We start from the raw sequence: 22610 nt of genomic DNA, 5'->3' as shown, positions 1-22610 counted from the left end.
GCGGCGGGAGGCCGCAAGTCACACGTTCAAGGGAGAACGATGAAGCTGGAGATCCGGGGGCTGACGAAGAGGTTCGGGTCCTTCACCGCGAACGACCAGATCGACCTCACGATCGAGCCGGGCGAGATCCACTGCCTCCTCGGGGAGAACGGTGCCGGCAAGTCCACGCTGATGAACATGCTCTACGGGCTGCTCGAGCCCACCGAGGGCGAGCTGCTGATCGACGGCGAGCCGGTGACGTTCGAGTCCCCGGGCGACGCCATCGCCGCCGGCATCGGCATGGTCCACCAGCACTTCATGCTGATCCCGGTCTTCACCGTCGCGGAGAACGTGATGCTCGGCCGCGAGCAGACCCGTGGCCTGGGCTTCCTCAACCGCGCAGCCGCGGCGAAGCTGGTCCGGGAGCTGTCGACCACCTACCGCCTCGCCGTCGACCCGAACGCCCTGGTCGAGGAGATCCCCGTCGGCGTGCAGCAGCGCGTGGAGATCATCAAGGCGCTGGCCAACCACGCGAAGGTGCTGATCCTCGACGAGCCGACCGCGGTGCTGACCCCGCAGGAGATCGACGAGCTCATGGGGATCATGCGGGAGCTGAAGAAGCAGGGCACCTCGATCATCTTCATCACCCACAAGCTCCGCGAGGTGAAGGCGATCGGTGACCGGATCAGCGTGATCCGGCGTGGCAAGGTCGTCGGCACCGCCGACCCCAGTGCCTCCGAGGCCGAGCTCGCCGAGATGATGGTGGGCCGCTCGGTGAAGCTGACCGTCGACAAGCAGGCCCCGACGGTGGGTGCCCCCGTGCTGGAGGTCAAGAACGTCACCGTCGTCGACCCGCGCGGCGTGCAGGTCGTCAAGGACGTCTCGTTCGAGGCGCGTGCCGGGGAGGTCCTCGGCATCGCGGGCGTGCAGGGCAACGGCCAGACCGAGCTGATCAAGTCCCTGCTCGGCCTGGTGAAGCCCGACGCCGGAGAGATCACGATCGAGGGCAAGGACATCCGCAAGCACGGCCCGCGCGAGAGCCTCGCCGAGGGCATCGGCTACATCCCCGAGGACCGCTCCCACGACGGGTACGTCGGCGCGTTCTCCGTCCGCGAGAACCTCGTCCTGGACCTCTACCGCAACGAGGAGTTCTCCCGCGGCCTGGCCCTGAGGCTGGACGCGCTGGAGCAGAACGCCGCCCAGCGGATCGAGGAGTTCGACATCCGCACCGAGTCGATGGAGAGCGCGGTCAGCGCGCTGTCCGGTGGCAACCAGCAGAAGGTCGTGGTGGCCCGGGAGTTCTCGCGGCAGCTCAAGGTCCTGATCGCCTCCCAGCCGACGCGGGGCGTCGACGTGGGGTCGATCGAGTTCATCCACAAGCGGATCATCGCCGAGCGCGACAAGGGCACGGCGGTCGTGATCGTGTCGACCGAGCTCGACGAGATCTTCGCGCTGTCCGACCGGATCGCCGTCATGTACGACGGCCGGATCGTGGGCACCGTGACCCCCGACATCGCCCGCGAGGACATCGGACTGATGATGGCCGGCGCCCACGGGCCGGCCGAGGCAGCAGAGGCAACCGCATGAGCACCGAACCCAAGACCCAGGTCACGCCCGAGCCGGAGCAGGAGCAGCCGGCGCCGACCGGGAAGGCGCAGCCGGCGCGGCGCCCGATGGCTGCGGCGGACTGGCTGCCCACCGTCAAGACCACCCTGGCCGCGATCGTCCTGGCCCTGCTGATCGGCGCCGTGCTGATCGCGCTCTCCAGCCGCGACGTGATCGAGTCGCTGCCCTACTTCTTCTCCTACCCGTGGGACTTCTTCTCCCGGGCCGGCGACGCGATCGGCACGTCGTACTGGGCGCTGATCACCGGCTCGGTGGGCTCCGCCCACGCGGTCGGCACGACGCTGGTGCGGTCCGCACCGCTGATCTGCGCCGGCCTGGGCGTCACGCTCGCCTTCCGCGCCGGCCTGTTCAACATCGGCGCCCAGGGCCAGCTGGTCCTCGGCGCGCTGGCGGCCGGCTACGTCGGCTTCACCTGGGACCTGCCCCCGGGCCTGCACCTGCTGGTGGCCCTCGTGGCCGGCATCCTCGGTGGCGCGCTGTGGGGCGGCATCGCGGGCGTGCTGAAGGCCCGCACCGGCGCCCACGAGGTGATCACGACGATCATGCTCAACTACCTCGCCGCGGCGGTGCTCATCTACGCGCTGGGCAAGAACGCCTTCCAGCGCCCCGGCAGCGACAACACCCAGTCCCCGCCGGTCTTCGACTCCGCGACCTTCCCGACCATCGGCAACCTGCACCTCGGTGTGGTCGTGGCCTTCCTCGCGGCGGGCCTGGTCTGGTGGATCCTCAACCGGTCGACGCTGGGCTTCGAGCTGCGCGCGGTGGGCGCCAACCCCGACGCGTCCCGCACCGCCGGCATGAACGTTCCGGCCGTCTACACGACCGCGATGGTGGTCGCGGGTGGCCTGGCCGGCCTGGCCGCGACCATGGGCATCCTGGGCCACCACGACTCCCTGAGCCCGACCATGGCCGGCAGCATCGGCTTCGACGCCATCACCGTGGCGCTGCTGGGCCGGGCCACCCCGCTGGGCACCGTCCTGGCCGGCCTGCTGTTCGGCGCGCTGAGCGTGGGCGGCGTGGCCATGCAGGCGAGCGCCGCCTCGACCCCCAAGGAGCTGACCGAGGTGCTCCAGGCGCTGATCGTGCTCTTCGTGGCCGCGCCCGCGCTGATCCAGGGGATGTTGCGGATGAAGTCGACCGACGAGAACAAGACCGTGATGGCGAAGGGATGGGGCGGATGAGCGCCGCAGTCGTGACCGAGGCCGACCAGGCCGACCTGGTCGAGGTCCGGGACCGGGCCGACGTACGCCGGCAGGTCAAGCTCGTCGTCGTCTTCGCGCTGGTGGCGCTGCTGCTGCTGTGGTTCGCGCTGGACATCGACAGCCCGACGGTCAAGTACATCACCGGCGCGCGGGTCACCCGCGAAGACCGTGGCACCGAGATCAACGGGCTCAACCTCGTCTGGGGCTGCTTCGCGGTCGCCATGGTGGGTCTCGTGCTCGCCGCCGTGAACCGGATCCCGCGCGGGCTCGCCGGGACGGTCGCCTCGATCCTGGTCGGGGTCGCCTTCTTCACCGGCTTCATCGTCTGGTCCTACGCCGACCAGGCGACGACGTCCCTGGTCATCGCCAACCCGCTCCCGGGCACGGTCAAGCTGGCCACCCCGCTGGTGTTCGGTGCCCTGGCCGGCTGCCTGTGCGAGCGCGCGGGCGTCATCAACATCGCGATCGAGGGCCAGTTCCTCACCGGCGCCTTCTTCGCCTCCGTCGCCTCGAGCGCCTTCTACAGCGCCGAGATGGGCCTGGTCGGCGGCATCCTCGCCGGCGTCGCGATCGCCTCGCTGCTGGCGGTCTTCGCGCTGCGCTACCAGGTCAACCAGGTCGTCCTCGGCGTCGTGCTGATCGCGCTGGCGACCGGCCTGACGAGCTTCCTGCTCAGCCAGATCCCCGACGACCCCTCGATCAAGGGCTACCTGAACGAGCCGCTGATCCTGGCGCCGATCGCCATCCCGGGCCTGTCCGACATCCCGGTCCTCGGCCCCACGCTGTTCGACCAGACGCTGCTGGTCTACCTGATGTACCTCTCGGTCGCGCTGGTCACCGTGCTGCTCTTCCAGACCCGGTGGGGCCTGCGGGTCCGCTCGGTGGGCGAGCACCCCAAGGCCGCCGACACGGTCGGCATCAAGGTGAACCGGGTGCGCTGGCAGGCCGTCCTGCTCGGCGGCGTGTTCGCCGGCCTCGGTGGTGCGTACTTCACCGTCGGCTCGACCGGCTCCTTCGACCAGGGCGCCTCGGCCGGCAACGGCTTCATCGCGCTGGCGGCGGTCATCATGGGCCGCTGGCACCCCGTGTGGGCCTCGCTGTCGGCGCTGTTCTTCGGCTTCATGTGGACGCTGCAGAGCCAGCTCGCGTTCCTCGGCAAGATCCCGCCGGAGCTGCTGCGCGCCTCGCCGTACCTCGCCACGATCATCGCGGTCGCCGGCTTCGTCGGTCGGGTCCGCCCGCCGGCCGCCGACGGCGAGCCGTACACGAAGGCCTGATCGTGGCCACGGGGTACGACGTCGACTGGCAGGCGCTGCGGGACGCCGCCGTCGAGGTGGCCGCGCACGCCTACGCGCCCTACAGCCGCTTCCAGGTGGGTGCCGCGGCGCTTGCCGACGACGGCCGGATGCTGGTCGGCTGCAACGTCGAGAACGCGGCGTACGGCGTGGTGCTGTGCGCCGAGTGCGGCGTGGTGTCGCAGCTGCACGCCACCGGCGGTGGCCGGCTGACGCACTTCGTGTGCGTGAACGGCGACGGCGAGGTGATCATGCCCTGCGGCCGGTGCCGCCAGCTGCTGTTCGAGCAGGGTGGGCGCGACCTGCTGCTGCTGACCGTGTCCGGCGTGCGCCGGATGGACGAGGTCCTGCCGGACGCCTTCGGGCCCGACGACCTGAGCTGAACCTGCCTTGAACCTGCCCTGCACGGGCTGACCTGCCCTGCACGGGCGAACGAGAGGGAGACATGCCGCAGCACGACGCCGTCGAGGTGATCTCGGCCAAGCGGGACCGGGCCGAGCTGACCGACAGCCAGATCGACTGGGTGATCGACGCCTACACGCGGGGCGCCGTGGACGACGCCCAGATGTCGGCGCTGGCGATGGCGATCCTGCTCAACGGCATGGACCGTCGCGAGATCTCGCGCTGGACCGCCGCGATGATCGCGTCGGGGGAGCGGATGGACTTCTCGACGCTGTCCCGGCCGACCGCCGACAAGCACTCCACCGGCGGGGTGGGCGACAAGATCACGCTGCCGCTGGCGCCGCTGGTGGCGGCGTGCGGTGTCGCGGTGCCGCAGCTGTCCGGCCGCGGCCTCGGGCACACCGGCGGCACCCTCGACAAGCTGGAGTCGATCCCGGGCTGGCGGGCGGCGCTGTCGAACGAGGAGATGTTCGCCCAGCTCGAGTCGGTCGGTGCCGTCATCTGCGCCGCCGGGGACGGGCTCGCGCCGGCGGACAAGAAGCTCTACGCCCTGCGCGACGTCACCGGCACCGTCGAGGCGATCCCGCTGATCGCCTCCTCGATCATGTCGAAGAAGATCGCCGAGGGCACCGGCTCGCTGGTCCTCGACGTCAAGGTCGGCACCGGGGCGTTCATGAAGGACGTCGAGCGGGCGCGCGAGCTGGCCACCACGATGGTCGGGCTCGGCACCGACGCCGGGGTGCGCACGGTGGCGCTGCTCACCGACATGTCGACACCACTGGGCAACACCGCGGGCAACGCGATCGAGGTCGCCGAGTCGGTGGAGGTGCTGGCCGGCGGCGGCCCCGCCGACGTGGTCGAGCTGACCCTGGCGCTGGCCCGGGAGATGCTCGCCGGGGCGGGGGTCACCGACGTGGACCCGGCCGACAAGCTCGCGGACGGCTCCGCGATGGACGTGTGGAAGCGGATGGTCCGGGCCCAGGACGGCGACCCGGACGCGCCGATGCGCGAGGCCCGCGAGAAGCACGTCGTCGCGGCCCCGTCGTCGGGCGTGCTCACCCGCCTCGACGCGATGGCCGTCGGGATGGCGGCGTGGCGGCTCGGGGCCGGACGCGCCAAGGCTGGGGACGCCGTGCAGGACGGTGCCGGCGTCGTGTGGCACGCCCGCCCGGGCGACGAGATCGCCTCGGGCGAGCCCCTGTTCACCCTGCTCACCGACGAGCCGGAGCGCTTCGAGCGCGCCCTGGGCTCGCTCGCGGGTGGCTACGACATCGCCGACCCCGGCACGGCGTACGAGCCCTCGCCACTGGTCATCGACCGGATCTCCTGATCCGGCCGGCTCCGTCTAAGGGAGCAGCAGCACCAGGAACTCTGCGATGCAGGCCGGCTTCGACTCGCCCTCGATCTCGATGACGTAGCTCATCGTGAGCTGCTTGCCGGCGGGCACGTCGGTGACCTGGGTGAAGGTGCAGGTCGCGCGGATGCGCGCGCCCACCTTGACCGGGTTGGGGAAGCGCACCTTGTTCAGGCCGTAGTTGAGCTTCGCGCCGGGGGTCTGCAGGTCGTAGATCTTGCTGCCCAGGAACGGGAGCAGCGACAGCGTCAGGTAGCCGTGCGCGATGGTGCCGCCGAACGGGCCGTCCTTGGCGCGCTCGACGTCGATGTGGATCCACTGGAAGTCGTCGGTGGCCTCGGCGAACTTGTCCACCCGCTCCTGGTCGATCGTCAGCCAGTCGCTGGTGCCGATCTCCTCGCCGGCCGCGGCCTCGACCTCGTCCAGGGTGGTGAACACGCGCATGTGGGTGCCTCCGTCGTCGGGTCGCCCTGGGGGAGGGCTGCTCGGATGGTTGGATTGGCGCATGACCGCCGCCGCTGCCACGGAACCTACCGCCCTGTCCCGCGACCACGTGCTGCGGGCGCCCAAGGTCCTGCTCCACGACCACCTCGACGGCGGCCTGCGTCCGGCGACGGTGCTGGAGCTGGCGCGCGAGATCGGCCACGAGCTGCCGGCCGACGACGCCGGGGCGCTGGGCGCCTGGTTCGCCGATGCGGCCGACTCGGGCTCGCTGGAGCGCTACCTGGAGACGTTCGACCACACGGTCGCGGTGATGCAGAACGGCCCGGCGATCACCCGTGTGGCCCGGGAGTGCGTGGAGGACCTCGCCGCCGACGGCGTGGTCTACGCCGAGATCCGCTACGCCCCCGAGCAGCACGTGTCCCAGGGCCTCACCCTCGACGAGGTCGTCGCCGCCGTCCAGGAGGGCTTCGACGAGGCGACCGCGGCCGCCGGGGGCCGGATCGTGGTGCGCCAGCTGCTGACGGCCATGCGGCACCAGGCTCGGTCCATGGAGATCGCCGAGCTGGCCGTCGCCTGGCGCGACCGCGGGGTGGCCGGCTTCGACATCGCCGGCGCCGAGGCGGGCTACCCGCCCACCCGGCACCTCGACGCGTTCGAGTACCTCCAACGCGAGAACTCCCACTTCACCATCCACGCCGGTGAGGCCTTCGGGCTGCCGTCGATCTGGCAGGCGATCCAGTGGTGCGGGGCCGACCGGCTCGGGCACGGCGTCCGCATCATCGACGACATCAAGGTCGCCGACGACGGCAGCGTGGAGCTCGGCCGGCTGGCGGCGTACGTCCGCGACAAGCGGATCCCGCTGGAGATGTGCCCGGCGTCCAACGTGCAGACCGGCGCCGCGGCGTCGATCGCCGAGCACCCGATCGGGCTGCTCACGAGGCTGCGCTTCCGGGTCACCGTCAACACCGACAACCGGCTGATGAGCCAGACGTCGATGACCGACGAGATGTGGTCGCTGGTGCAGGCCTTCGGCTACACCCTCGAGGACCTGCGCTGGTTCACGATCAACGCGATGAAGTCGGCGTTCCTGCCCTTCGACGAGCGGCTCGCGCTCATCGACGAGGTGGTCAAGCCGGGGTACGCCGCGCTGCGGGGCTGACCGGGACCACCACGGCCCACGGCAGCTGCCAGCCGGAGAGCCCGAGCCGTCCGCCCAGCCAGTCCGCCCGGGCAGCACGGACGTCCGAGCCGGCGGCGGGGTCGTAGACGGTCAGCGCGTCGGCGTAGGCGTCGGCTCGCAGCGCGAGCACCACGTGCCGGGGGAGCAGGGCGCTGCCCACGTAGACCGGGACCGGTTGGCCGGCTCCGACGACGCCGCGGACCAGGTCGTACGCCGTGTCGCGGCGCCACGGCAGCACCCACCGCACCTCGTGGCGAGTCCCGGAGACCCCGGCCAGCTCGCGGGCCAGGGCCCACGGCTGCGTCCCCAGCGCAGCCGGCCAGGGCAGCAGTGCCCCGCCGGCCGCCACCGCCCGGTTGGTGCGCCGATGAGCCGCGAGGGCCTCGGAGCGGAACCGGGCGCCGCTCGGGTCGGCGCGCACCCACGCGTCGTACCCCTGGTCGAGCAGCATCCGCGTCCGCACCGCGCAGCAGGAGCCGCACGTGGTGGGGTCCGGCTGGCGCAGCTCCACGGTCTCAGCGGGCGTCGAGCGCCCGGATCCGTTCGATGGCCATGCGCGCCTGCTCCGGGGTGACCGGCAGGCAGCCGTGGGCGACCGCGCGGGCCACGACCCGCTGCTGGTCGCGCATCAGCGCCAGCCCGCGGCGGACCAGCACCAGCGGCGGCTTGCGGCGCTCGCGCAGGTCACGGGTCAGCCGGCGCCAGAAGGTCACCAGCGGGTGCTGGCGCACGCAGTACGCCGCGGCGAGGAGGTCGGCCTCCCGGCAGGACGGCACGACGTGCTGGGCGAAGATCCCCTCGGCCACGAACAAGTCGTGGCCCTCGAGGTCGAGGGTGCTCCACCCGCTGCGGCCGTCACGGGCGATCTCGTAGACGGGGACCTCGGCCCGGCCGTCCCGGCAGAGCCGGTCGAGGGCGGCCATGGCGTCGTCGAGGAGCCAGGAGTCCGGGTGGTCCCAGTCGACGAGCCCCGCGTTCGCCCCGGAGGTGATCCGGGGGAGCGAGGGGTCGTCGCCGCTCTTGTAGAAGTCGTCCAGCCGCAGCACCGGTAGGCCGAGGCGCTCGGCGAGCCGGGACTTGCCGGCCCCCGAGGGGCCGGCCAGGACGATCACGCGGCTCTGCACTCGCACATTCTGCCGCGCGGTTTCCCCGTTCCGACAGCGGGTGGCCTACCCTGCCACCGACGCAGGCGAGGGGGCGCCCGTCGAGGGAGTAGCAGGACGGACGTTGGGAGGCGTCGGTGAGTCGAGGTTCGCATGCCCTGAACCGGAGGCGTAGGCGCACCGGGCGGAGGCTGCTGGTCGGGTTCTGCGTGCTCGCGCTGGCCGGCGCCGGAGCCGCGACCTGGGTCCTGCGCTTCTCCGTCCCGGCGGTCTCCGACCCCTGCCCCGCCCACCCGACCGCGACCGTCGCCGCGGCCCCGTCCGTCGCCCCGCTGCTCACCAGGGCCGCGGCGGACCTGCGTGCCGGGGGCTGGTGCGGCCGGGTCGAGGTCGCGGCGACCGAGCCGGGCCAGGTGCTCTCCGGGCTGCTCTCCGCCGACGTCGCGCCCCCGGACCTGTGGGTGCCGGACTCGGACGTCTGGGCGGCGCGGGCCACGGCAGCCGGTGTGGTCACCGAGGAGCTGGCCGGCTCCGTGGTCTCGTCGCCGGTGGTGCTCGCCGGTTCGGCGTCGAGCGACGCGCCGGCCACCTGGCTCGAGGCACTGGGCTCGGGTGACGTGCTGCTCGGCGATCCCCGTCAGGACGTCGCCTCGGCGCTGGCGCTGCTCACCCCGAGCGCCGAGGCCGCCGCCGGCAAGGTCGGCGTCGCTGACGTGCGCGCGCAGATGACCACGGTCGCCCAGGCCTACAGCGAGCTCTCCGACGACGTCCCAGGGGATCCGGAGGCGGCCTTCGAGGCCCGACTGCGCCGGGCGGCCGTCGGTCGGGGGCTGGTCCCGGTGACCGAGCAGCAGCTGGTCGGGGTCATCGTCGACCATCCTCGCCTGACCTCGGTGGTCCCGGTCACCGGCGGCCTGGTCGAGGAGGTTCCGGTGCTCGCGACGCGCGAGGCGTCGCCGGCCGCGCGAACGGTCGCGAAACGGCTGGTGGCGTATCTCGCCGGCCCCGGCCGGGAGCTGGCTGCCGACGAGGGCTTCCGGGACGCGGCCGGCACCCCGCTCGACGGCGTGGGCGTGGGCGACGTACCCACGATGGCGCGGCCGCAGGACCAGCAGGTCGTGGACGGCGAACGCCTCTGGCAGGTGCTGACCGTGCCGTCCAGCATCCTGGCCGTCCTCGACGCGTCCGGCTCGATGGACTTCGAGACCGGCGCGGGCACACGGATGGAGGTCGCGGTGAACGCTGCCCGGACGGCGCTGGGTGTCCTCCCGGACCAGGCCAGGGTCGGCGCCTGGCTGTTCTCGATCGACCAGGGCGGTCCCGGGCAGGACTACCGGGAGCTGGAGCCGCTGCGGCCCCTCGGCGCGACGGTCGGAGGCGGCACCCAGCGCCAGGCGCTGGACGCCGCGATCAGCGGCGCGGTCGACGAGACCGAGGGCGGCACCGGGCTCTACGACACCACCCTCGCGGCGTACCGCGAGGCGGTGAAGCGCTTCGACGACGGCTACTTCAACTCGGTCGTGATCATCTCCGACGGCGCCAACGACGACCCGGGCTCGCTGAAGCTCAACGGGCTGCTCGAGGCGCTGGAGAAGGAGCGGGGCCCCGGACGTCCGGTGCGGATCATCGCGATCGGTGTCAGCGAGGACGCGGACATGGCCGCGCTGAGGAAGATCGCCGCCGCCACCCAGGGCGCGGCGTACGCCGCCGAGGACCCCCGCGACATCCTCGAGGTGATGAGCAAGGCCCTCCTCGGCCGCTGACGCCGGGGGTGCGCCCCGAAATGCGCCCCGAAATCACGATGACCCGGCACAGGTTGTGCCGGGTCATCGTGGAGGCGGGGTCAGACCCCGATGGGGTGCCAGACGGTCTTGGTCTCCAGGAACGCGGTCATCGCACCGGTGCCCGGGTCCTGGGTCCAGTCCGGCTCGGCGGCCGGGGCCCGGCGTACCCGCTTGAGGTTGTCCGCGGCGGCGACCTCGAGGTCGGTGGCCAGCGTCGTCTCGCCGGCGACGCCGGTGAGGTCGATGGCGTTGACGTCCATGTGCGAGGCCAGCCAGGGGCCGATGGCCGCCGCGGAGCCGGTCAGGATGTTGACCACGCCGCCGGGGACGTCGGAGGTCGCGAGGACCTCGGAGAACGTCACGGCGGGCAGCGGGCGGTCGTAGGACGACACCACGACCACCGTGTTGCCGGTGACGATCGCGGGGGCGACCACGCTCACCAGCCCGAGCAGCGACGACTCCTGCGGCGCGAGGACCGCGACGACGCCGGTGGGCTCGGGGGTGGAGATGTTGAAGAACGGCCCGGCCACCGGGTTGGCGCCGCCGACGACCTGGGTGATCTTGTCGGCCCAGCCGGCGTACCAGACCAGGCGGTCGATCGCCTCGTCGAGGACCCGCTCCGCCTTCGATGCCGAGAGCCCCTCGGACTGCTGAGTGGCCTGCACGAACTGCGGGCGGCGGTCCTCCATGATCTCCGCGACGCGGTAGAGGATCTGCGCGCGGTTGTACGCCGTCCTCCCGGACCAGCCCGGGAAGGCCTTGCGGGCGGCGGTCACGGCGTCGCGGGCGTCCTTGCGCGAGGCGAGGGCGGCGTTGGCCACGAACGTCCCCTTCGTGTCGTTGACGACGTAGGAGTGGCCCGACTCCGAGCGGGGGAAGGCGCCACCGATGTAGAGCTTGTAGGTCTTGCGCACGTCGATGCGGCTCATCGCAGGTAGGCCTCCAGACCGTGGCGGCCGCCCTCGCGGCCGTAGCCCGACTCCTTGTAGCCACCGAAGGGGCTGGTCGGGTCGAACTTGTTGAACGTGTTGGCCCAGACCACGCCCGCGCGCAGCTGGTTGGCCATGTGCAGGATGCGGGAGCCCTTGTCGGTCCACACGCCGGCGGACAGGCCGTACGGCGTGTTGTTGGCCTTCTCGACCGCCTCGGAGGGCGTGCGGAAGGTGAGCACCGACAGGACCGGGCCGAAGATCTCCTCGCGCGCGATCCGGTGCGCCTGGGAGACGCCGGTGAAGATCGTCGGCGGGAACCAGAAGCCGGTGCTCGGCAGGTCGCAGGCCGGCGACCAGCGCCCGGCGCCCTCGGCCTCGCCGATGTCGCTGAGCTCCTTGATCCGGGCCAGCTGCTCGGCGGAGTTGATCGCGCCGATGTCGGTGTTCTTGTCCAGCGGGTCACCCACGCGCAGGGTCGCCATGCGGCGCTTGAGGCGGTCGAGGACCTCCTCGGCCACCGACTCCTGGACCAGCAGCCGGGAGCCCGCGCAGCAGACGTGGCCCTGGTTGAAGAAGATGCCGTTGACGATGCCCTCGACGGCCTGGTCGATCGGGGCGTCGTCGAAGACGATGTTGGCCGCCTTGCCGCCCAGCTCGAGAGTGACCTTCTTGTCGGTGCCGGCGACGGCCTTGGCGATCGCGCGGCCGACGTCGGTCGAGCCGGTGAAGGCGACCTTGTCGACGTCCGGGTGCGACACGAGCGCGCGGCCGGTGTCGCCGGCGCCGGTGACGATGTTGACGACACCCGGCGGCAGGTCGGCCTGCTGGCAGATCTCGGCGAACAGCAGCGCGGTCAGCGGCGTGGTCTCCGCCGGCTTCAGCACCACGGTGTTGCCGCAGGCCAGGGCGGGCGCGATCTTCCACGCCAGCATCAGCAGCGGGAAGTTCCACGGGATGACCTGGCCGGCCACGCCGAGCGGGGTGCTGCCGAAGCCGGAGTACTCCAGCTTGTCGGCCCAGCCGGCGTAGTAGAAGAAGTGCGCGGCGACCGTCGGGATGTCGACGTCGCGCGACTCCTTGATCGGCTTGCCGTTGTCGAGGGACTCCAGCACGGCGAGCTCGCGGCCGCGCTCCTGGATGATCCGCGCGATGCGGTAGAGGTACTTGGCGCGCTCGCGGCCGGGCATCCGGCCCCAGACCTTGTCGTAGGCCTTGCGGGCGGCCTTCACCGCCGTCTCGACGTCGGCGTCGCTGGCCTCGGCGACCTCGGCCAGCACCTCCTCGGTCGCGGGGCTGATGGTCTTGAAGGCCTTGCCGTGGCCGTCGACGAACTCACCGTTGATGAACAGGCCGTACGACGGCTTGATGTCGACGATGCTGCGCGACTCGGGGGCAGGGGCGTACTGGAAAGGGCTCGTCATCGCGATCAGTCCAACGTGAAGTAGTCGGGACCGGAGTAGCGGCCGGTCGTCATCTTGGTGCGCTGCATCAGCAGGTCGTTGAGCAGCGTGGAGGCGCCGAACCGGAACCAGTCGGGGTCGAGCCAGTCCTGGCCCGCCACCTCGTTGACCATCACGAGGTACTTGATGGCGTCCTTGGTGGTGCGGATGCCGCCGGCGGGCTTAACGCCGACCATCTGACCGGTCTGCTCGCGGAAGTCGCGGACGGCCTCGAGCATGATCATGGTGACCGGGAGCGTCGCGGCCGGCTGGACCTTGCCGGTGGACGTCTTGATGAAGTGGCCGCCGGCCATCATCGCCAGCCAGCTGGCCCGGCGTACGTTGTCGTAGGTCTGCAGCTCGCCGGTCTCGAAGATGACCTTGAGGTGGGCGCTCCCGCAGGCCTCGCGGACGGCGACGATCTCGTCGAAGACCTGCTTGTAGTGGCCGGCGAGGAACGCGCCACGGTCGATGACCATGTCGATCTCGTCGGCACCTGCCTCGACGGCGTCACGCGTGTCGGCCAGCTTGATGTCGAGGGCCGCGCGGCCGCTCGGGAAAGCCGTGGCGACCGCCGCGACGTTGACGCCGCTGTCGCCGAGGACCTCCTTGGCCGTGGCCACCATGTCGGGGTAGACGCAGACGGCGGCGGTCATCGGGCAGGACGGGTCGGCCGGGTCGGGGTGCATCGCCTTGGCGGCGAGCGCGCGGACCTTGCCGGGGGTGTCCTGGCCCTCGAGCGTGGTGAGGTCGACCATCCGGATCGCGAGGTCGATCGCGAACTCCTTGGCGGTGGTCTTGATCGAGCGGGTGCCGAGGGCGGCGGCGCGGGCCTCCGCGCCGACCTGGTCGACGCCGGGGAGTCCGTGCAGGAACCCTCGCAGCGACGCGTCCGTTCTCGTGATGTCGGAGAAGTCCGCGGACACCACCGGGGCGCCGGCTGCACTCGACCCCTGGCCCGTGGGCATGGCAGTGGTGGGGGAGCTTGTCACCGGCCCAGCATAGAGTTGTCGAGCCGGTGAGCGGCAATCGAGGAGTGGGACGACAGCGCCCCCGGACAGGAGCACGACGTGACCGACCCGAAGGTCGAGCGGTTCCAGCCGACCAGTGGCCGGGTGATGGGCACGATCGCCCTGGTCATCGCGGTCGCGGTGGTGGTCATCGGCATCGTCGACCGCGACCACGGCTACCCCTTGTCGGTCGTGCTCGGCGCCGTCGTCTTCGGGATCCTGGTGTGGGCGGCCATGCTCCGCCCCCGGGTCTGGGCGACCCCGGAGCACCTGGTCATGCGCAACATGCTGCACACCGCCCGCATCCCGCTCGCCGCCATCGAGCAGGTCGCGGTGCGCCAGGTGCTGGCCGTGAGCGCGGGCGAGCAGCGGTTCGTCTCGCCGGCGATCGGCCGGAGCTTCCGCCAGACGGTGAAGAGCAACCGGAAGACCGAGCAGTCGGCGACGGAGTCCTACCCCGTCTTCGTGGAGGAGCGGATCAGCCGGCTCGCCGAGGACGCCCGTGCCCAGCGCGGCGTACGCCGCTTCTCCGACGAGCAGGTCGCCCTGGCCGCCGACGTGCACAAGACCTGGGCCTGGCCCGAGATCGCGGGCCTGGCGTTCTTCGGGGTCGCGTTCGTGGTGTCGCTGTTCTTCTGACGGCTCAGATGCCCGCGGCGGCCTTGATGTCGTTGCGCAGCGCGTCGAGACGTCCGGCGGCGGAGATGCGCGCGGCCTCGACCCCGTCCTCGATGTTCACCGGGACGACCACCTCGAGGTAGCACTTGAGCTTGGGCTCGGTGCCGCTGGGACGGACGATCACCCGGCCCCCCTCGGCGAGGTGGTAGCGCAGCCCCTCGGTGGGCGGCAGGTCGGCCGAGCCCTCGGCGAGGTCGTCGACCCGGACCACGGCGAGCCCGCCCAGGCTGGTGGGCGGCGTCTGCCGGAGCCGGTCCATCGCGGCCGCGATCTCCGCGAGGTCGGTGACCCGGACGGAGAGCTGGTCGGTGGCGTGCAACCCGTGCTGCGCGGCGATGTCGTCGAGCAGGTCGGTGAGGGACCGGCCGTCGGCCTTGGCGGAGGCGGCGAGCTCGCACAGCAGCAGCAGCGCCGAGACGCCGTCCTTGTCCTTCACGTGCTCGGGGTCCACGCAGTAGCCGAGGGCCTCCTCGTAGCCGAACGCCAGGCCGTCGACCCGGCCGATCCACTTGAAGCCGGTGAGGGTCTCGGCGTACGGCCGGCCGGCGGCCGCGGCCATCCGGCCGAGCAGCGACGACGACACGATCGACGTCGCGTAGGTGCCCTCCTTGCCCGACGCGAGCAGGCGGGAGGCCAGCAGCGCACCGACCTCGTCACCGCGCAGCATCTGCCACCCGTGCGGGCCGGGGACCGCGGCGGCGCACCGGTCGGCGTCGGGGTCGTTGGCCACGACGAGGTCGGCGCCGACCTTCTCGGCGAGGGCCATCGCGAGGTCCATCGCGCCCGGCTCCTCGGGGTTCGGGAACGACACGGTCGGGAAGTCGGGGTCCGGCTGCTCCTGCTCGGCGACGATGCGCGGCGCCGCGAAGCCCGCGGTCTCCAGGACCTGCGCGACCGACGTACCGCCGACGCCGTGCAGCGGCGTGTAGACGATGTCGAGGTCGCGGGGTCCGTCGGCCGCCAGGCCCGCCACAGTGTCGAGATAGCGGTCGATGATGTCCTCGCGCAGCGTGGTGCCGGCGTCGCCGCGGGGCACGTCGGCCAGCGCGCCGACGGCGGCGATCCGTTCGGCGATCTCGGCGTCGGCCGGGGGCACGATCTGGCTGCCGTCGCCGAGGTAGACCTTGTAGCCGTTGTCCTGCGGCGGGTTGTGGCTGGCGGTCACCATCACGCCGGCCGCGCAGCCGAGCTCGCGGATCGCGAAGGCCAGCAGGGGCGTGGGCAGGGGGCGCGGCAGGACGTAGGCCTTCAGCCCGGCGCCGGTCATGACCTCGGCCGTGTCGCGCGCGAAGACGTCGGAGTTGTGGCGGGCGTCGTACCCGATCACGACGCTGCCGCCGCGGGCGGCGCCGTGGTCCTTCAGGTACGCCGCGAGGCCGGCGGCGGCGCGGGTGACGACGACGCGGTTCATCCGGTTCGAGCCCGCGCCCAGCGCGCCGCGCAGGCCGGCGGTGCCGAACTCCAGGGTGCCGTCGAAGCGGTCGGCGAGGTCGGTGGCGTCGGCGCCGCCGGCCACGGCCTCGACGAGCTGCTCCAGCTCGGCGCGGGTCTGCTCGTCGGGGTCCTCCGCGGCCCACGCGCGAGCGCGGTCGAGCAGGGCGGCCACGTCGGAAGTCGTCATGGGCGGCACGCTACTGCGGCACGCGACGTCGGTGCGATTCGGCATCATGACGGGATGAGCAGGACCGACCGCGACCTCCCGCCGCCCCGCGACCTCGACCTCCCGGTGGGGGTGCTGGTCGGGGAGCTGTCCGCCGTGCGGGGGGTGGACGCCACCATCGGGCTGTGCCTCGACCTGCTCGCCGGCGCCGACCGGCGCGACCACCTCGCCGAGCTGCCGTACCTCACGGGCCTGAGGTTCGAGCCCGGCTCGCCGCGGCTGGACCCGCAGCGCTGGCTGGACCACTGGGTCCGGACCTGGGGTGCCCGCGGCCTGCTCTACGTCTGGTCCGAGGACGCGGCGGGTCCGGTGGTCGCCGGACTCGCCGACGAGCACTGGCGTCCGGCCGAGATGTGCCTCAAGGTCTCCACGCGCCGCGAGCTGGGGCCAGCCGGGCCCGGTGCGTGCGCGCTGCTCGACCATCCGTTGCCGCGGGTGCGCGGCCAGGCCTTGCGCACGCTCGGCGCGGCCGGCGACACCGAGCACGTCGCCGCCGTGCGGCGGGCGCTCGACGACGCGCACCCCGACGTACGCCGCCACGCCGCGCGCGCCCTCGAGCGGATGTCCGCCCGGCTCGACCTGGAGACGCCGTGGTGAGGTCCTACAGGTTCCGCGACTCCTGGGAGGTCCCGGCGCCGGTCGCGGCGGTCAGGGACGTGCTCGTCGACCTCGAGTACTACCCGCAGTGGTGGCCGCAGGTCGTCGCCGTCGCTTCCCTCGGCCCGGACGACGCGCGGGTGCTGTGCCGCTCGGAGCTGCCCTACACGCTCGACCTGGTCCTGCACTCGGTGTCGCGGGAGGCGCCGCTGCTCGAGGTGTCGGTCGCCGGCCACCTGTCGGGCTCGGTCCGCTGGCGCCTGTCGCCGACCCTCGCCGGCACGCGCCTGGACTTCGAGCAGGACGTCACGGCCCAGGGGCGGTTGCTCGGCCTGGCCTCGTACGTCGCCCGGCCGCTGCTGACCTGGAACCACGACCGGATGATGGCCGGCTGCCTCTCCGGGCTGCGTGGGCAGCTGGGGGTGGTCGGGGCGTGACTGCGTTGCCGCCGGCTGTCACGTCGCTGCGGTCCCGGCTCGACGAGCTGGGCTGGGTGAAGGACCTGCTGGTGGCCGGCTCCCTGGCCACCGGCGACTACGTGCCGGGTGTCAGCGACCTCGACCTCGTCGCCATTGTCGACGGGCCCGTGGACGCTGTGCGTGAAGCGGCTCTGGTCGACCTGCACCAAGGCTTGGACAGCGGGCCGGCGGCCGGGGCGCAGCTCGGCTGCGCCTACGTCGCCGAGAGCACGATTCCACTGCTGGATGCTGTGCACCCCACCTGGACGCACGCCCAGTTCGTTCATCGCCGTCTCTCGGGCATCGCCCGGGCCGAGCTCGTGCACCATGGTTTCGCCGTCTGCGGACGCCCACCGGGCGCGGTGTTGCCACCCATGACCGACGACCAGGTGCGCGCCGCTGCCCGCGCAGAGCTGGCGGGCTACTGGGCGTGGGCCTCGCGTCGTCCATGGATGTGGCTGGACCCAGTCATCGCTGATCTCGGGCTGACAGCCATGGCCCGGGGTCGGTACACGATGCGAACTGGGCGGCTCCTCACCAAGACCGAGGCGATCGAGCAGGCGCACGCACCCGACTGGCTGGTCGACCAGCTCCGCGCCCGCCGCCGGGGGGATCGGGTCGCCTCCCCACGGCTTCGGACGGGCTGGATCGCCTGGAGGGACGCGCGCCGAACCATCGGCGCCCTGGGCGGACACCCGCCGGTCCTCGGCTAGGTGCGGGCCTGCGGGTTCGGCTCGGTAGGTGACACGCCGCTCACCCGGGCGTGGGGGCGCGCGGCGCATGACGCGGGGCTTGCCCATCGCGGTGGATGAGTCTCCGGCTCGGTCCGGGCTCAGGGCTCCGGGCAACGGGTGCATTGGCAGTCGGCACCGCTCGAAGAGCGCCAGGAGTGTCACCACGAAGCACCCGGGATGTGTCACCGCTGTCCTGACGCGGAACTGTCACCGATGTCTTGAGACATGACATCCACAGATGCTGACGGAGGTCTTGTCAGCTCGAACGTATGTTCGATAAAATCAGGTATGGACCCGGCTCCGGAACTCGACGCGCTGCCGGCGGACGCCGTGGAGACGTTGGCGTTGGCCGAGCGGCTGGTGGTCCGGCGCCGCGAGGTGGAGCTGGAGGACCTGCGGGTCGCGGCGCACTGGGCCGCGCTGCACGGGAGTGACCCGCGGGAGGATCCGGGGTTCGTGCGGGGCCGGCCGGGCGCGGACCGGCTGGTCGCGGTGGCCGGGGAGGGCACCCCGAAGGTGCGGGAGCTGTGCTTCCACGAGCTGGGGATCGCGCGGCAGGTGCACGCCCAGGCCGCGCGGGCGCTGGTGGCCGACGTGCTGGACCTGCGGCACCGGCTGCCGTTGACCTGGGCCCGGCTGGAGGCGCTGGCCGGGGACGCGTTCGTGGCCCGCAAGGTCGCCGCCAAGACCCGGGACCTGCCGCTGGGGCTGGTGGGGCTGGTCGACGTCGCGGTCGCGACGGTCCTCGGCCGGCTGTCCGCGGGCCGGGTGCTGGCGATCGCGGAGGCCGCGATCATCGAGGCCGACGTCGCCGGGCACGCCGAGAAGCTGGCGGCGGAGCGGCGGCGCCGGTACGTGGGGCTGTCCCGGACCGACGAGCACGGGCTGCGCACGGTGATCGCCCGGGTCGCCGCCGGGGACGCGGTCTGGATCGACGCCACCGTGGACCGGGTCGCCGACATCCTCGCCGCCCGCCCGGACCTGCGCCCCGAGGCGCCCGGGGCCGACCTGACCCGCGACGAGCTCCGCGCGCTCGCGTTCGGGTGGCTGGCCCGCCCCGCCGAGCTCCTCCAGCTACTCCTCGAGGTCGCCGAGTCCGTCGAAGTCGAAAAGCCCGAGGCCGACATCGATCAGGCCCCGGAACTGGAGCCCGAGCCGGAGGTCCAGACTGGTGACCCGCTGGCGGAGTCCCGCTCCACGGCGCTGTCGCAGCGGGCCCTGGAGCTGTTCCGCACCGCCGACCTGACCAAGCTCGCCCCGGCCGTGCAGCTGTTCGTGCACCTGCACCAGGAGGTGCTGGACGGCACCCCCGGCGTCGCCCGCGTGGAGGGGATCGGCCCGCACCTGCTCGAACAAGTCGTGGGTCTGGTGGCTCACACCCGGGTCACCGTCACGCCGGTGATCGACCTGGCCGACCGGCACGCCGTGGACGGCTACGAGTTCCCCCAGGCGGTCCGGCACCGCACGCGGTTGCGGATGCCCGCCGAAGCGATCCCGCACTCGGGCCGGGTCACCGGGATGCGACAACGCATCGACCTGGACCACCCCACCCCCTACGACCCCACCGGACCCCCGAAACAGACCGGCGACCACAACGCCGCCCCCATCACCCGGACCAGCCACCGGGCCAAGACCCACCTCGGCTACACCGTCGCCCAGGTCGGCACCACCGCCTGGGCCTGGCGCACCCCGCACGGGCGGCTGCGCATCGTGGACGCCAACGGCACCCACCTGGTCGACCAGAAAGTCGTCGCCGCCGTCACCAGCGACGACCCCCTCGAACGCAGCCTCGCCCGCATCTGGTGGGAACACTGCGCCAGCAAGGCCGGCTGAGCGGGTTCACGCTGTTCGACGGGAATCGAGCCACCGGGTGAGTGTCGTCGCCAGCGCCGTCGGCTGGTCGAGCTGGATCAGGTGGCCTGCGCCGTCCACCAGCCGGAGCTGCGCCCCGGGGATGAGCTCGCTCAGCCGGTGAGCCCGGTCCACGGGGATCCAGGTGTCCTCGCGCCCCCAGGCGATCAGGACCGGCAGGTCGATCTCGGGGTACAGGTGCTCGATCTCGTCCGTGTACGCCTCGTCGGCCTGAGCGATCTGCCGGTAGAAGGCAGCCTGTCCCGGCCCGCCGAGCCACGGCGAAACCAGCGTGTCCATCGCGGCCGACGCGATGCCGGCATGGCTGGCGCCGGCGATGTAGGCGCGGAGGGCGCCCTCGTGGACGGCACTCGGAAGGGCGCCGAAGACGTCAGGGTGCTCCCGCACCAGGCGGAAGAAGTCCGATCCCCACGGCGCCAGCGCGACGACGTCCACCAGGGCCATCGACGTGTAGGACGCCCCGTGCAGCAGGTGCGCTCTCAGAGCGACGGCCCCGCCGTAGTCGTGGGCAACCACGTGGGGCGACCGCACGCCCCAGTGGTCGAGCAGATCGGCGAACAGCTCACCCTGGACATCCAACGAGACCCGGTGCTGGGGGTGCTTCGACGACCGGCCGTATCCGGGCATGTCCCAGAGGTGCACCGTGAAGTACGGGGCAAGTGCCTCCGCGCACGGCCGCCACAGCTCCGACGACCACGGCGTGCCGTGGCAGAACACGACATCGGGGCCGGAGCCGACACGTCCCCAGCGGACGTCGCGGCCCCGCCACGAGAACCCTTCGGTCAGCACGGCGGCCGCGAGCCCTCAGTCCTTGGCCACGTCCGGCATGTTGTCGCCGGTGTTGTCGATCTCGGCGTTCTCGGGGCGGTTCTCGGGGGCGAGGCGACGCGCCCGCTCCTCCTCGATCTCGGCGACCTCCTCCTCCGACGGCTTCATCTCGCGGAAGATCTCGCTCGGGTCGGCGCTGCCGGCGCTGCCCTCCTGCTCGCCGCCGGAGTTGAGCTCCTCGAACTCCTTGACCGTGGGCAGCTCCTTGTCGGAGTTGTCGATCTCGGCGTTCTCCGGGCGGTTCTCGGGGTCGAGCCGGCGCTCGCGCTCGGCCTCGATCTCCTCGATCTCGGACTGAGAAGGCGCCTGGAGCCTCTGGTCGGATTCGTCCTCGTGGCGTGTCTCGCCCACCGTGACCTCCCTCGTAGGGTCGCGCCCACCCTGTCAAGAGGCGGCCGCCCCGTCGACCCCCCGAGGGGTGAGCGGGGCGGCGGCGCGGGTCAGGAGTCGATGTGGCTCATGTCGCCGTACCGGTCGCCGGCGACGGCGCCACGCGGGACCGCGTCCTCGAGTGCCTTGAGATCGACGTCGCTGAGCTCGACGTCGGCTGCGGCGACGTTCTCCTCGAGGTACTTCACGCGCTTGGTGCCGGGGATGGGCGCCACGTCGTCGCCCTGGGCGAGCACCCAGGCGAGGGCGAGCTGGCCCGGCGTGCACCCCTTCTGCTCGGCGATCTCGCGGACCTTGGCCACGAGCGCGAGGTTGGTGTCCAGGTTCTCGCCGGCGAACCGGGGGAAGTACGCAGTGCGCCGCGAGTCGTTGTCGTCGAGCGACGCGCTGTCGGTGATCGCGCCGGTGAGGATGCCGCGACCCAGCGGGGAGTAGGGCACCAGGCCGATCCCGAGCTCGCGGATCGTCGGCAGGATCTCGTCCTCGAGGTCGCGGGTGAAGAGCGAGTACTCCGTCTGGAGCGCGGTGATCGGGTGCGTGGCGTGCGCCTTGCGGATGTTGGCGGCCGAGGCCTCGGAGAGCCCGAGGTGCCGCACCTTGCCTGCGTCGACGAGCTCGGCCATCGCGCCCACCGTCTCCTCGATCGGCACGCTGCGGTCGACGCGGTGCTGGTAGTACAGGTCGATGTGGTCGACGCCGAGTCGCCGCAGGGAGGCGTCGCAGGCGGAGCGGACGTACTCCGGGCGGCCGTTGATGCCGACCCGGGTCCCGTCGGGCTCGCGCTCGTTGCCGAACTTCGTGGCGAGCTGGACCTCGCCGCGGCGGCCGGCGATCGCCTTGCCGACGAGCTGCTCGTTGGTGAAGGGGCCGTACATGTCGGCGGTGTCGAGGAAGGTCACGCCGAGGTCGAGGGCCCGGTTGATGGTCTCGATGCCCTGCCGCTCGTCGCCGGTGCCGTAGAACTCCGACATGCCCATGCAGCCGAGGCCGAGGGCCGAGACGGTGAGCGGGGACGTGGTTCCGAGGGTGCGCTGCTGAACAGTCATGCGCCCCACTCAAACGGTTGGAGTGCGCTCCAGGTCAAGTGTGGGCTGCAACGTGTTCTCGAGCTTCTCGACGTAGATCCCGATCTTGGCGTCGATGGCACCGAGGTGGTCCTGCACCTCGGCCAGCTGGGCGAGCACCTGCTGGCGGTGCGCACGCAGCAGGTCCAGCCGCTCCTGCTCGTTGCCGTCGCCCTGCCGGACCAGGTCGGCGTACCGGCGGACGGCGCGGATCGGCATGCCCGTGGCCCGGAGCCGGGTGATCAGCCGGATCCAGCGCAGGTCCGTCTCGGTGTAGCGCCGGTGCCCCGTGCTGGAGCGGCCTACCGCGTGCAGCATCAGCCCGTCGCGCTCGTAGTAGCGCAGCGTGTCGGGCGTCAGCCCGGTGCGCTCGGACGCGTCGGCGATGGACAGGCCGGCAGTGGGGTTCATGGCACCAGTGTCAGGGTTGGAGTGCGCTCCAGGTCAAGACGGCGGAGCGGGGCGCGGACGCGCTTCGCGCCGGACGGTCTGCGCGAGGGACGAGGGAGGTTATCGCCCGCTGCGGATGAGGACGCCGGAGGGCGCGCGGATGAGGCTGGATCCATCACCGACGACGAG

23 protein-coding genes are annotated in these 22610 nt (G+C 72.1%); 12 read left to right on the top strand and 11 right to left on the bottom strand.

The window, feature by feature from the left end; genetic code table 11:
* Nucleotides 1-39: 39 nt before the first annotated feature.
* From ABD268_RS00635 to ABD268_RS00615, 5 genes are all read left to right on the top strand, one after another.
* Nucleotides 40-1566: an ABC transporter ATP-binding protein gene (locus ABD268_RS00635; RefSeq protein WP_344146015.1), complete on the top strand. Its 1527-nt coding sequence runs from the start codon at nucleotides 40-42 to the stop codon at nucleotides 1564-1566.
* Nucleotides 1563-2786 (top strand): ABC transporter permease, encoded by a 1224-nt coding sequence (locus ABD268_RS00630; RefSeq protein WP_344146012.1) that lies wholly within the window; start codon nucleotides 1563-1565, stop codon nucleotides 2784-2786. Before ABD268_RS00635 ends, ABD268_RS00630 begins: the two co-directional genes overlap by 4 nt.
* Complete coding sequence (locus ABD268_RS00625; protein ID WP_344146010.1) at nucleotides 2783-4084, top strand: ABC transporter permease; 1302 nt, start codon at nucleotides 2783-2785, stop codon at nucleotides 4082-4084. Before ABD268_RS00630 ends, ABD268_RS00625 begins: the two co-directional genes overlap by 4 nt.
* A 2-nt stretch (nucleotides 4085-4086) precedes the next feature.
* The gene (locus tag ABD268_RS00620) at nucleotides 4087-4485 is read left to right on the top strand and encodes a cytidine deaminase (protein WP_344146008.1); all 399 of its coding nucleotides are present in this window, start codon (nucleotides 4087-4089) and stop codon (nucleotides 4483-4485) included.
* A 62-nt stretch (nucleotides 4486-4547) separates the two neighbouring features.
* Entirely contained in the window at nucleotides 4548-5834 is a 1287-nt protein-coding gene (locus tag ABD268_RS00615; protein ID WP_344146005.1) for a thymidine phosphorylase, read from the top strand.
* Between the two features lie 15 nt (nucleotides 5835-5849).
* Here the strand turns inward: ABD268_RS00615 and ABD268_RS00610 are convergent, their stop codons facing one another.
* The gene (locus tag ABD268_RS00610; RefSeq protein WP_344146002.1) at nucleotides 5850-6302 is read right to left on the bottom strand and encodes a MaoC family dehydratase; all 453 of its coding nucleotides are present in this window, start codon (nucleotides 6300-6302) and stop codon (nucleotides 5850-5852) included.
* A 61-nt stretch (nucleotides 6303-6363) separates the two neighbouring features.
* Between ABD268_RS00610 and ABD268_RS00605 the strand changes: the two genes are divergently transcribed.
* Nucleotides 6364-7461 carry an adenosine deaminase gene (locus ABD268_RS00605; protein ID WP_344145999.1) on the top strand — a complete coding sequence of 366 codons (1098 nt, stop codon included), beginning with the start codon at nucleotides 6364-6366 and terminating at the stop codon, nucleotides 7459-7461.
* On the opposite strand, the gene ABD268_RS00600 is transcribed toward ABD268_RS00605, so the two are convergent.
* Both ABD268_RS00600 and ABD268_RS00595 read right to left on the bottom strand, forming a co-directional pair.
* The gene (locus ABD268_RS00600; RefSeq protein ID WP_344145996.1) at nucleotides 7430-7993 is read right to left on the bottom strand and encodes a hypothetical protein; all 564 of its coding nucleotides are present in this window, start codon (nucleotides 7991-7993) and stop codon (nucleotides 7430-7432) included. The genes ABD268_RS00605 and ABD268_RS00600 overlap by 32 nt on opposite strands.
* Nucleotides 7994-7997: 4 nt before the next feature.
* Complete coding sequence (locus ABD268_RS00595) at nucleotides 7998-8606, bottom strand: uridine kinase family protein (protein WP_344145993.1); 609 nt, start codon at nucleotides 8604-8606, stop codon at nucleotides 7998-8000.
* Nucleotides 8607-8722: 116 nt separating this feature from the next.
* Between ABD268_RS00595 and ABD268_RS00590 the strand changes: the two genes are divergently transcribed.
* Nucleotides 8723-10348 (top strand): substrate-binding and VWA domain-containing protein, encoded by a 1626-nt coding sequence (locus tag ABD268_RS00590; RefSeq protein WP_344145990.1) that lies wholly within the window; start codon nucleotides 8723-8725, stop codon nucleotides 10346-10348.
* 80 nt (nucleotides 10349-10428) lie between these two features.
* Here the strand turns inward: ABD268_RS00590 and ABD268_RS00585 are convergent, their stop codons facing one another.
* From ABD268_RS00585 to deoC, 3 genes are read right to left on the bottom strand one after another with little or no spacing between them, the layout of a single operon-like run.
* The gene (locus ABD268_RS00585; protein WP_344145987.1) at nucleotides 10429-11298 is read right to left on the bottom strand and encodes an aldehyde dehydrogenase family protein; all 870 of its coding nucleotides are present in this window, start codon (nucleotides 11296-11298) and stop codon (nucleotides 10429-10431) included.
* Nucleotides 11295-12722, bottom strand: a complete 1428-nt coding sequence (locus ABD268_RS00580) for an aldehyde dehydrogenase family protein (protein WP_344145984.1) — start codon at nucleotides 12720-12722, stop codon at nucleotides 11295-11297. The genes ABD268_RS00585 and ABD268_RS00580 overlap by 4 nt, the downstream gene beginning before the upstream one ends.
* Before the next feature lie 5 nt (nucleotides 12723-12727).
* Nucleotides 12728-13732, bottom strand: coding sequence for a deoxyribose-phosphate aldolase (gene deoC / locus ABD268_RS00575; protein ID WP_425573652.1), 1005 nt, complete (start codon nucleotides 13730-13732; stop codon nucleotides 12728-12730).
* A gap of 78 nt (nucleotides 13733-13810) precedes the next feature.
* Between deoC and ABD268_RS00570 the strand changes: the two genes are divergently transcribed.
* Nucleotides 13811-14389 carry a hypothetical protein gene (locus tag ABD268_RS00570; protein WP_344145981.1) on the top strand — a complete coding sequence of 193 codons (579 nt, stop codon included), beginning with the start codon at nucleotides 13811-13813 and terminating at the stop codon, nucleotides 14387-14389.
* Between the two features lie 4 nt (nucleotides 14390-14393).
* Here ABD268_RS00570 and ABD268_RS00565 read toward each other — a convergent pair whose 3' ends face one another.
* Nucleotides 14394-16049 (bottom strand): phospho-sugar mutase, encoded by a 1656-nt coding sequence (locus ABD268_RS00565; protein WP_344145978.1) that lies wholly within the window; start codon nucleotides 16047-16049, stop codon nucleotides 14394-14396.
* Between the two features lie 54 nt (nucleotides 16050-16103).
* Between ABD268_RS00565 and ABD268_RS00560 the strand changes: the two genes are divergently transcribed.
* The 4 genes from ABD268_RS00560 to ABD268_RS00545 all read left to right on the top strand — a co-directional run bounded on the left by ABD268_RS00560 (nucleotide 16104) and on the right by ABD268_RS00545 (nucleotide 19710).
* Nucleotides 16104-16685: a HEAT repeat domain-containing protein gene (locus tag ABD268_RS00560; RefSeq protein WP_344145975.1), complete on the top strand. Its 582-nt coding sequence runs from the start codon at nucleotides 16104-16106 to the stop codon at nucleotides 16683-16685.
* Nucleotides 16682-17122: an SRPBCC family protein gene (locus ABD268_RS00555; RefSeq protein WP_344145972.1), complete on the top strand. Its 441-nt coding sequence runs from the start codon at nucleotides 16682-16684 to the stop codon at nucleotides 17120-17122. The genes ABD268_RS00560 and ABD268_RS00555 overlap by 4 nt, the downstream gene beginning before the upstream one ends.
* The gene (locus ABD268_RS00550) at nucleotides 17119-17856 is read left to right on the top strand and encodes a nucleotidyltransferase domain-containing protein (protein WP_344145969.1); all 738 of its coding nucleotides are present in this window, start codon (nucleotides 17119-17121) and stop codon (nucleotides 17854-17856) included. The genes ABD268_RS00555 and ABD268_RS00550 overlap by 4 nt, the downstream gene beginning before the upstream one ends.
* A gap of 309 nt (nucleotides 17857-18165) precedes the next feature.
* The gene (locus ABD268_RS00545) at nucleotides 18166-19710 is read left to right on the top strand and encodes a hypothetical protein (RefSeq protein WP_344145966.1); all 1545 of its coding nucleotides are present in this window, start codon (nucleotides 18166-18168) and stop codon (nucleotides 19708-19710) included.
* 6 nt (nucleotides 19711-19716) lie between these two features.
* Here the strand turns inward: ABD268_RS00545 and ABD268_RS00540 are convergent, their stop codons facing one another.
* From ABD268_RS00540 to ABD268_RS00525, 4 genes are all read right to left on the bottom strand, one after another.
* The gene (locus tag ABD268_RS00540) at nucleotides 19717-20538 is read right to left on the bottom strand and encodes an alpha/beta fold hydrolase (protein ID WP_344145963.1); all 822 of its coding nucleotides are present in this window, start codon (nucleotides 20536-20538) and stop codon (nucleotides 19717-19719) included.
* A 15-nt stretch (nucleotides 20539-20553) separates the two neighbouring features.
* A complete protein-coding gene (locus tag ABD268_RS00535) occupies nucleotides 20554-20928 on the bottom strand; it encodes a hypothetical protein (RefSeq protein WP_344145960.1) in 375 nt (124 codons plus the stop codon).
* Nucleotides 20929-21017: 89 nt separating this feature from the next.
* Nucleotides 21018-22013, bottom strand: a complete 996-nt coding sequence (locus ABD268_RS00530) for an aldo/keto reductase (RefSeq protein ID WP_344145958.1) — start codon at nucleotides 22011-22013, stop codon at nucleotides 21018-21020.
* A 9-nt stretch (nucleotides 22014-22022) separates the two neighbouring features.
* On the bottom strand, nucleotides 22023-22442 hold the full coding sequence (locus ABD268_RS00525; RefSeq protein WP_344145955.1) for a MerR family transcriptional regulator: 420 nt from the start codon (nucleotides 22440-22442) through the stop codon (nucleotides 22023-22025).
* Nucleotides 22443-22610 lie beyond the last annotated feature (168 nt).

Source organism: Nocardioides koreensis, from assembly GCF_039531775.1.
GTDB lineage: Bacteria > Actinomycetota > Actinomycetes > Propionibacteriales > Nocardioidaceae > Nocardioides > Nocardioides koreensis.
The sequence above is the reverse complement of the archived record's forward strand: the minus strand, read 5'-3'. Positions and strand labels throughout refer to the sequence as shown.

What these genes read in the sequence shown, in the direction of transcription:
- ABD268_RS00630 (WP_344146012.1), top strand. Translation starts at nt 1,563, where the DNA reads ATGAGCACCGAACCCAAGACCCAGGTCACGCCCGAGCCGGAGCAGGAG.
- ABD268_RS00565 (WP_344145978.1), bottom strand. Translation starts at nt 16,049, where the DNA reads ATGACGACTTCCGACGTGGCCGCCCTGCTCGACCGCGCTCGCGCGTGG.
- ABD268_RS00585 (WP_344145987.1), bottom strand. Translation starts at nt 11,298, where the DNA reads ATGAGCCGCATCGACGTGCGCAAGACCTACAAGCTCTACATCGGTGGC.
- ABD268_RS00560 (WP_344145975.1), top strand. Translation starts at nt 16,104, where the DNA reads ATGAGCAGGACCGACCGCGACCTCCCGCCGCCCCGCGACCTCGACCTC.
- ABD268_RS00615 (WP_344146005.1), top strand. Translation starts at nt 4,548, where the DNA reads ATGCCGCAGCACGACGCCGTCGAGGTGATCTCGGCCAAGCGGGACCGG.
- ABD268_RS00530 (WP_344145958.1), bottom strand. Translation starts at nt 22,013, where the DNA reads ATGACTGTTCAGCAGCGCACCCTCGGAACCACGTCCCCGCTCACCGTC.
- ABD268_RS00625 (WP_344146010.1), top strand. Translation starts at nt 2,783, where the DNA reads ATGAGCGCCGCAGTCGTGACCGAGGCCGACCAGGCCGACCTGGTCGAG.
- ABD268_RS00580 (WP_344145984.1), bottom strand. Translation starts at nt 12,722, where the DNA reads ATGACGAGCCCTTTCCAGTACGCCCCTGCCCCCGAGTCGCGCAGCATC.
- ABD268_RS00605 (WP_344145999.1), top strand. Translation starts at nt 6,364, where the DNA reads ATGACCGCCGCCGCTGCCACGGAACCTACCGCCCTGTCCCGCGACCAC.
- ABD268_RS00635 (WP_344146015.1), top strand. Translation starts at nt 40, where the DNA reads ATGAAGCTGGAGATCCGGGGGCTGACGAAGAGGTTCGGGTCCTTCACC.
- ABD268_RS00545 (WP_344145966.1), top strand. Translation starts at nt 18,166, where the DNA reads ATGGACCCGGCTCCGGAACTCGACGCGCTGCCGGCGGACGCCGTGGAG.
- ABD268_RS00610 (WP_344146002.1), bottom strand. Translation starts at nt 6,302, where the DNA reads ATGCGCGTGTTCACCACCCTGGACGAGGTCGAGGCCGCGGCCGGCGAG.
- ABD268_RS00525 (WP_344145955.1), bottom strand. Translation starts at nt 22,442, where the DNA reads ATGAACCCCACTGCCGGCCTGTCCATCGCCGACGCGTCCGAGCGCACC.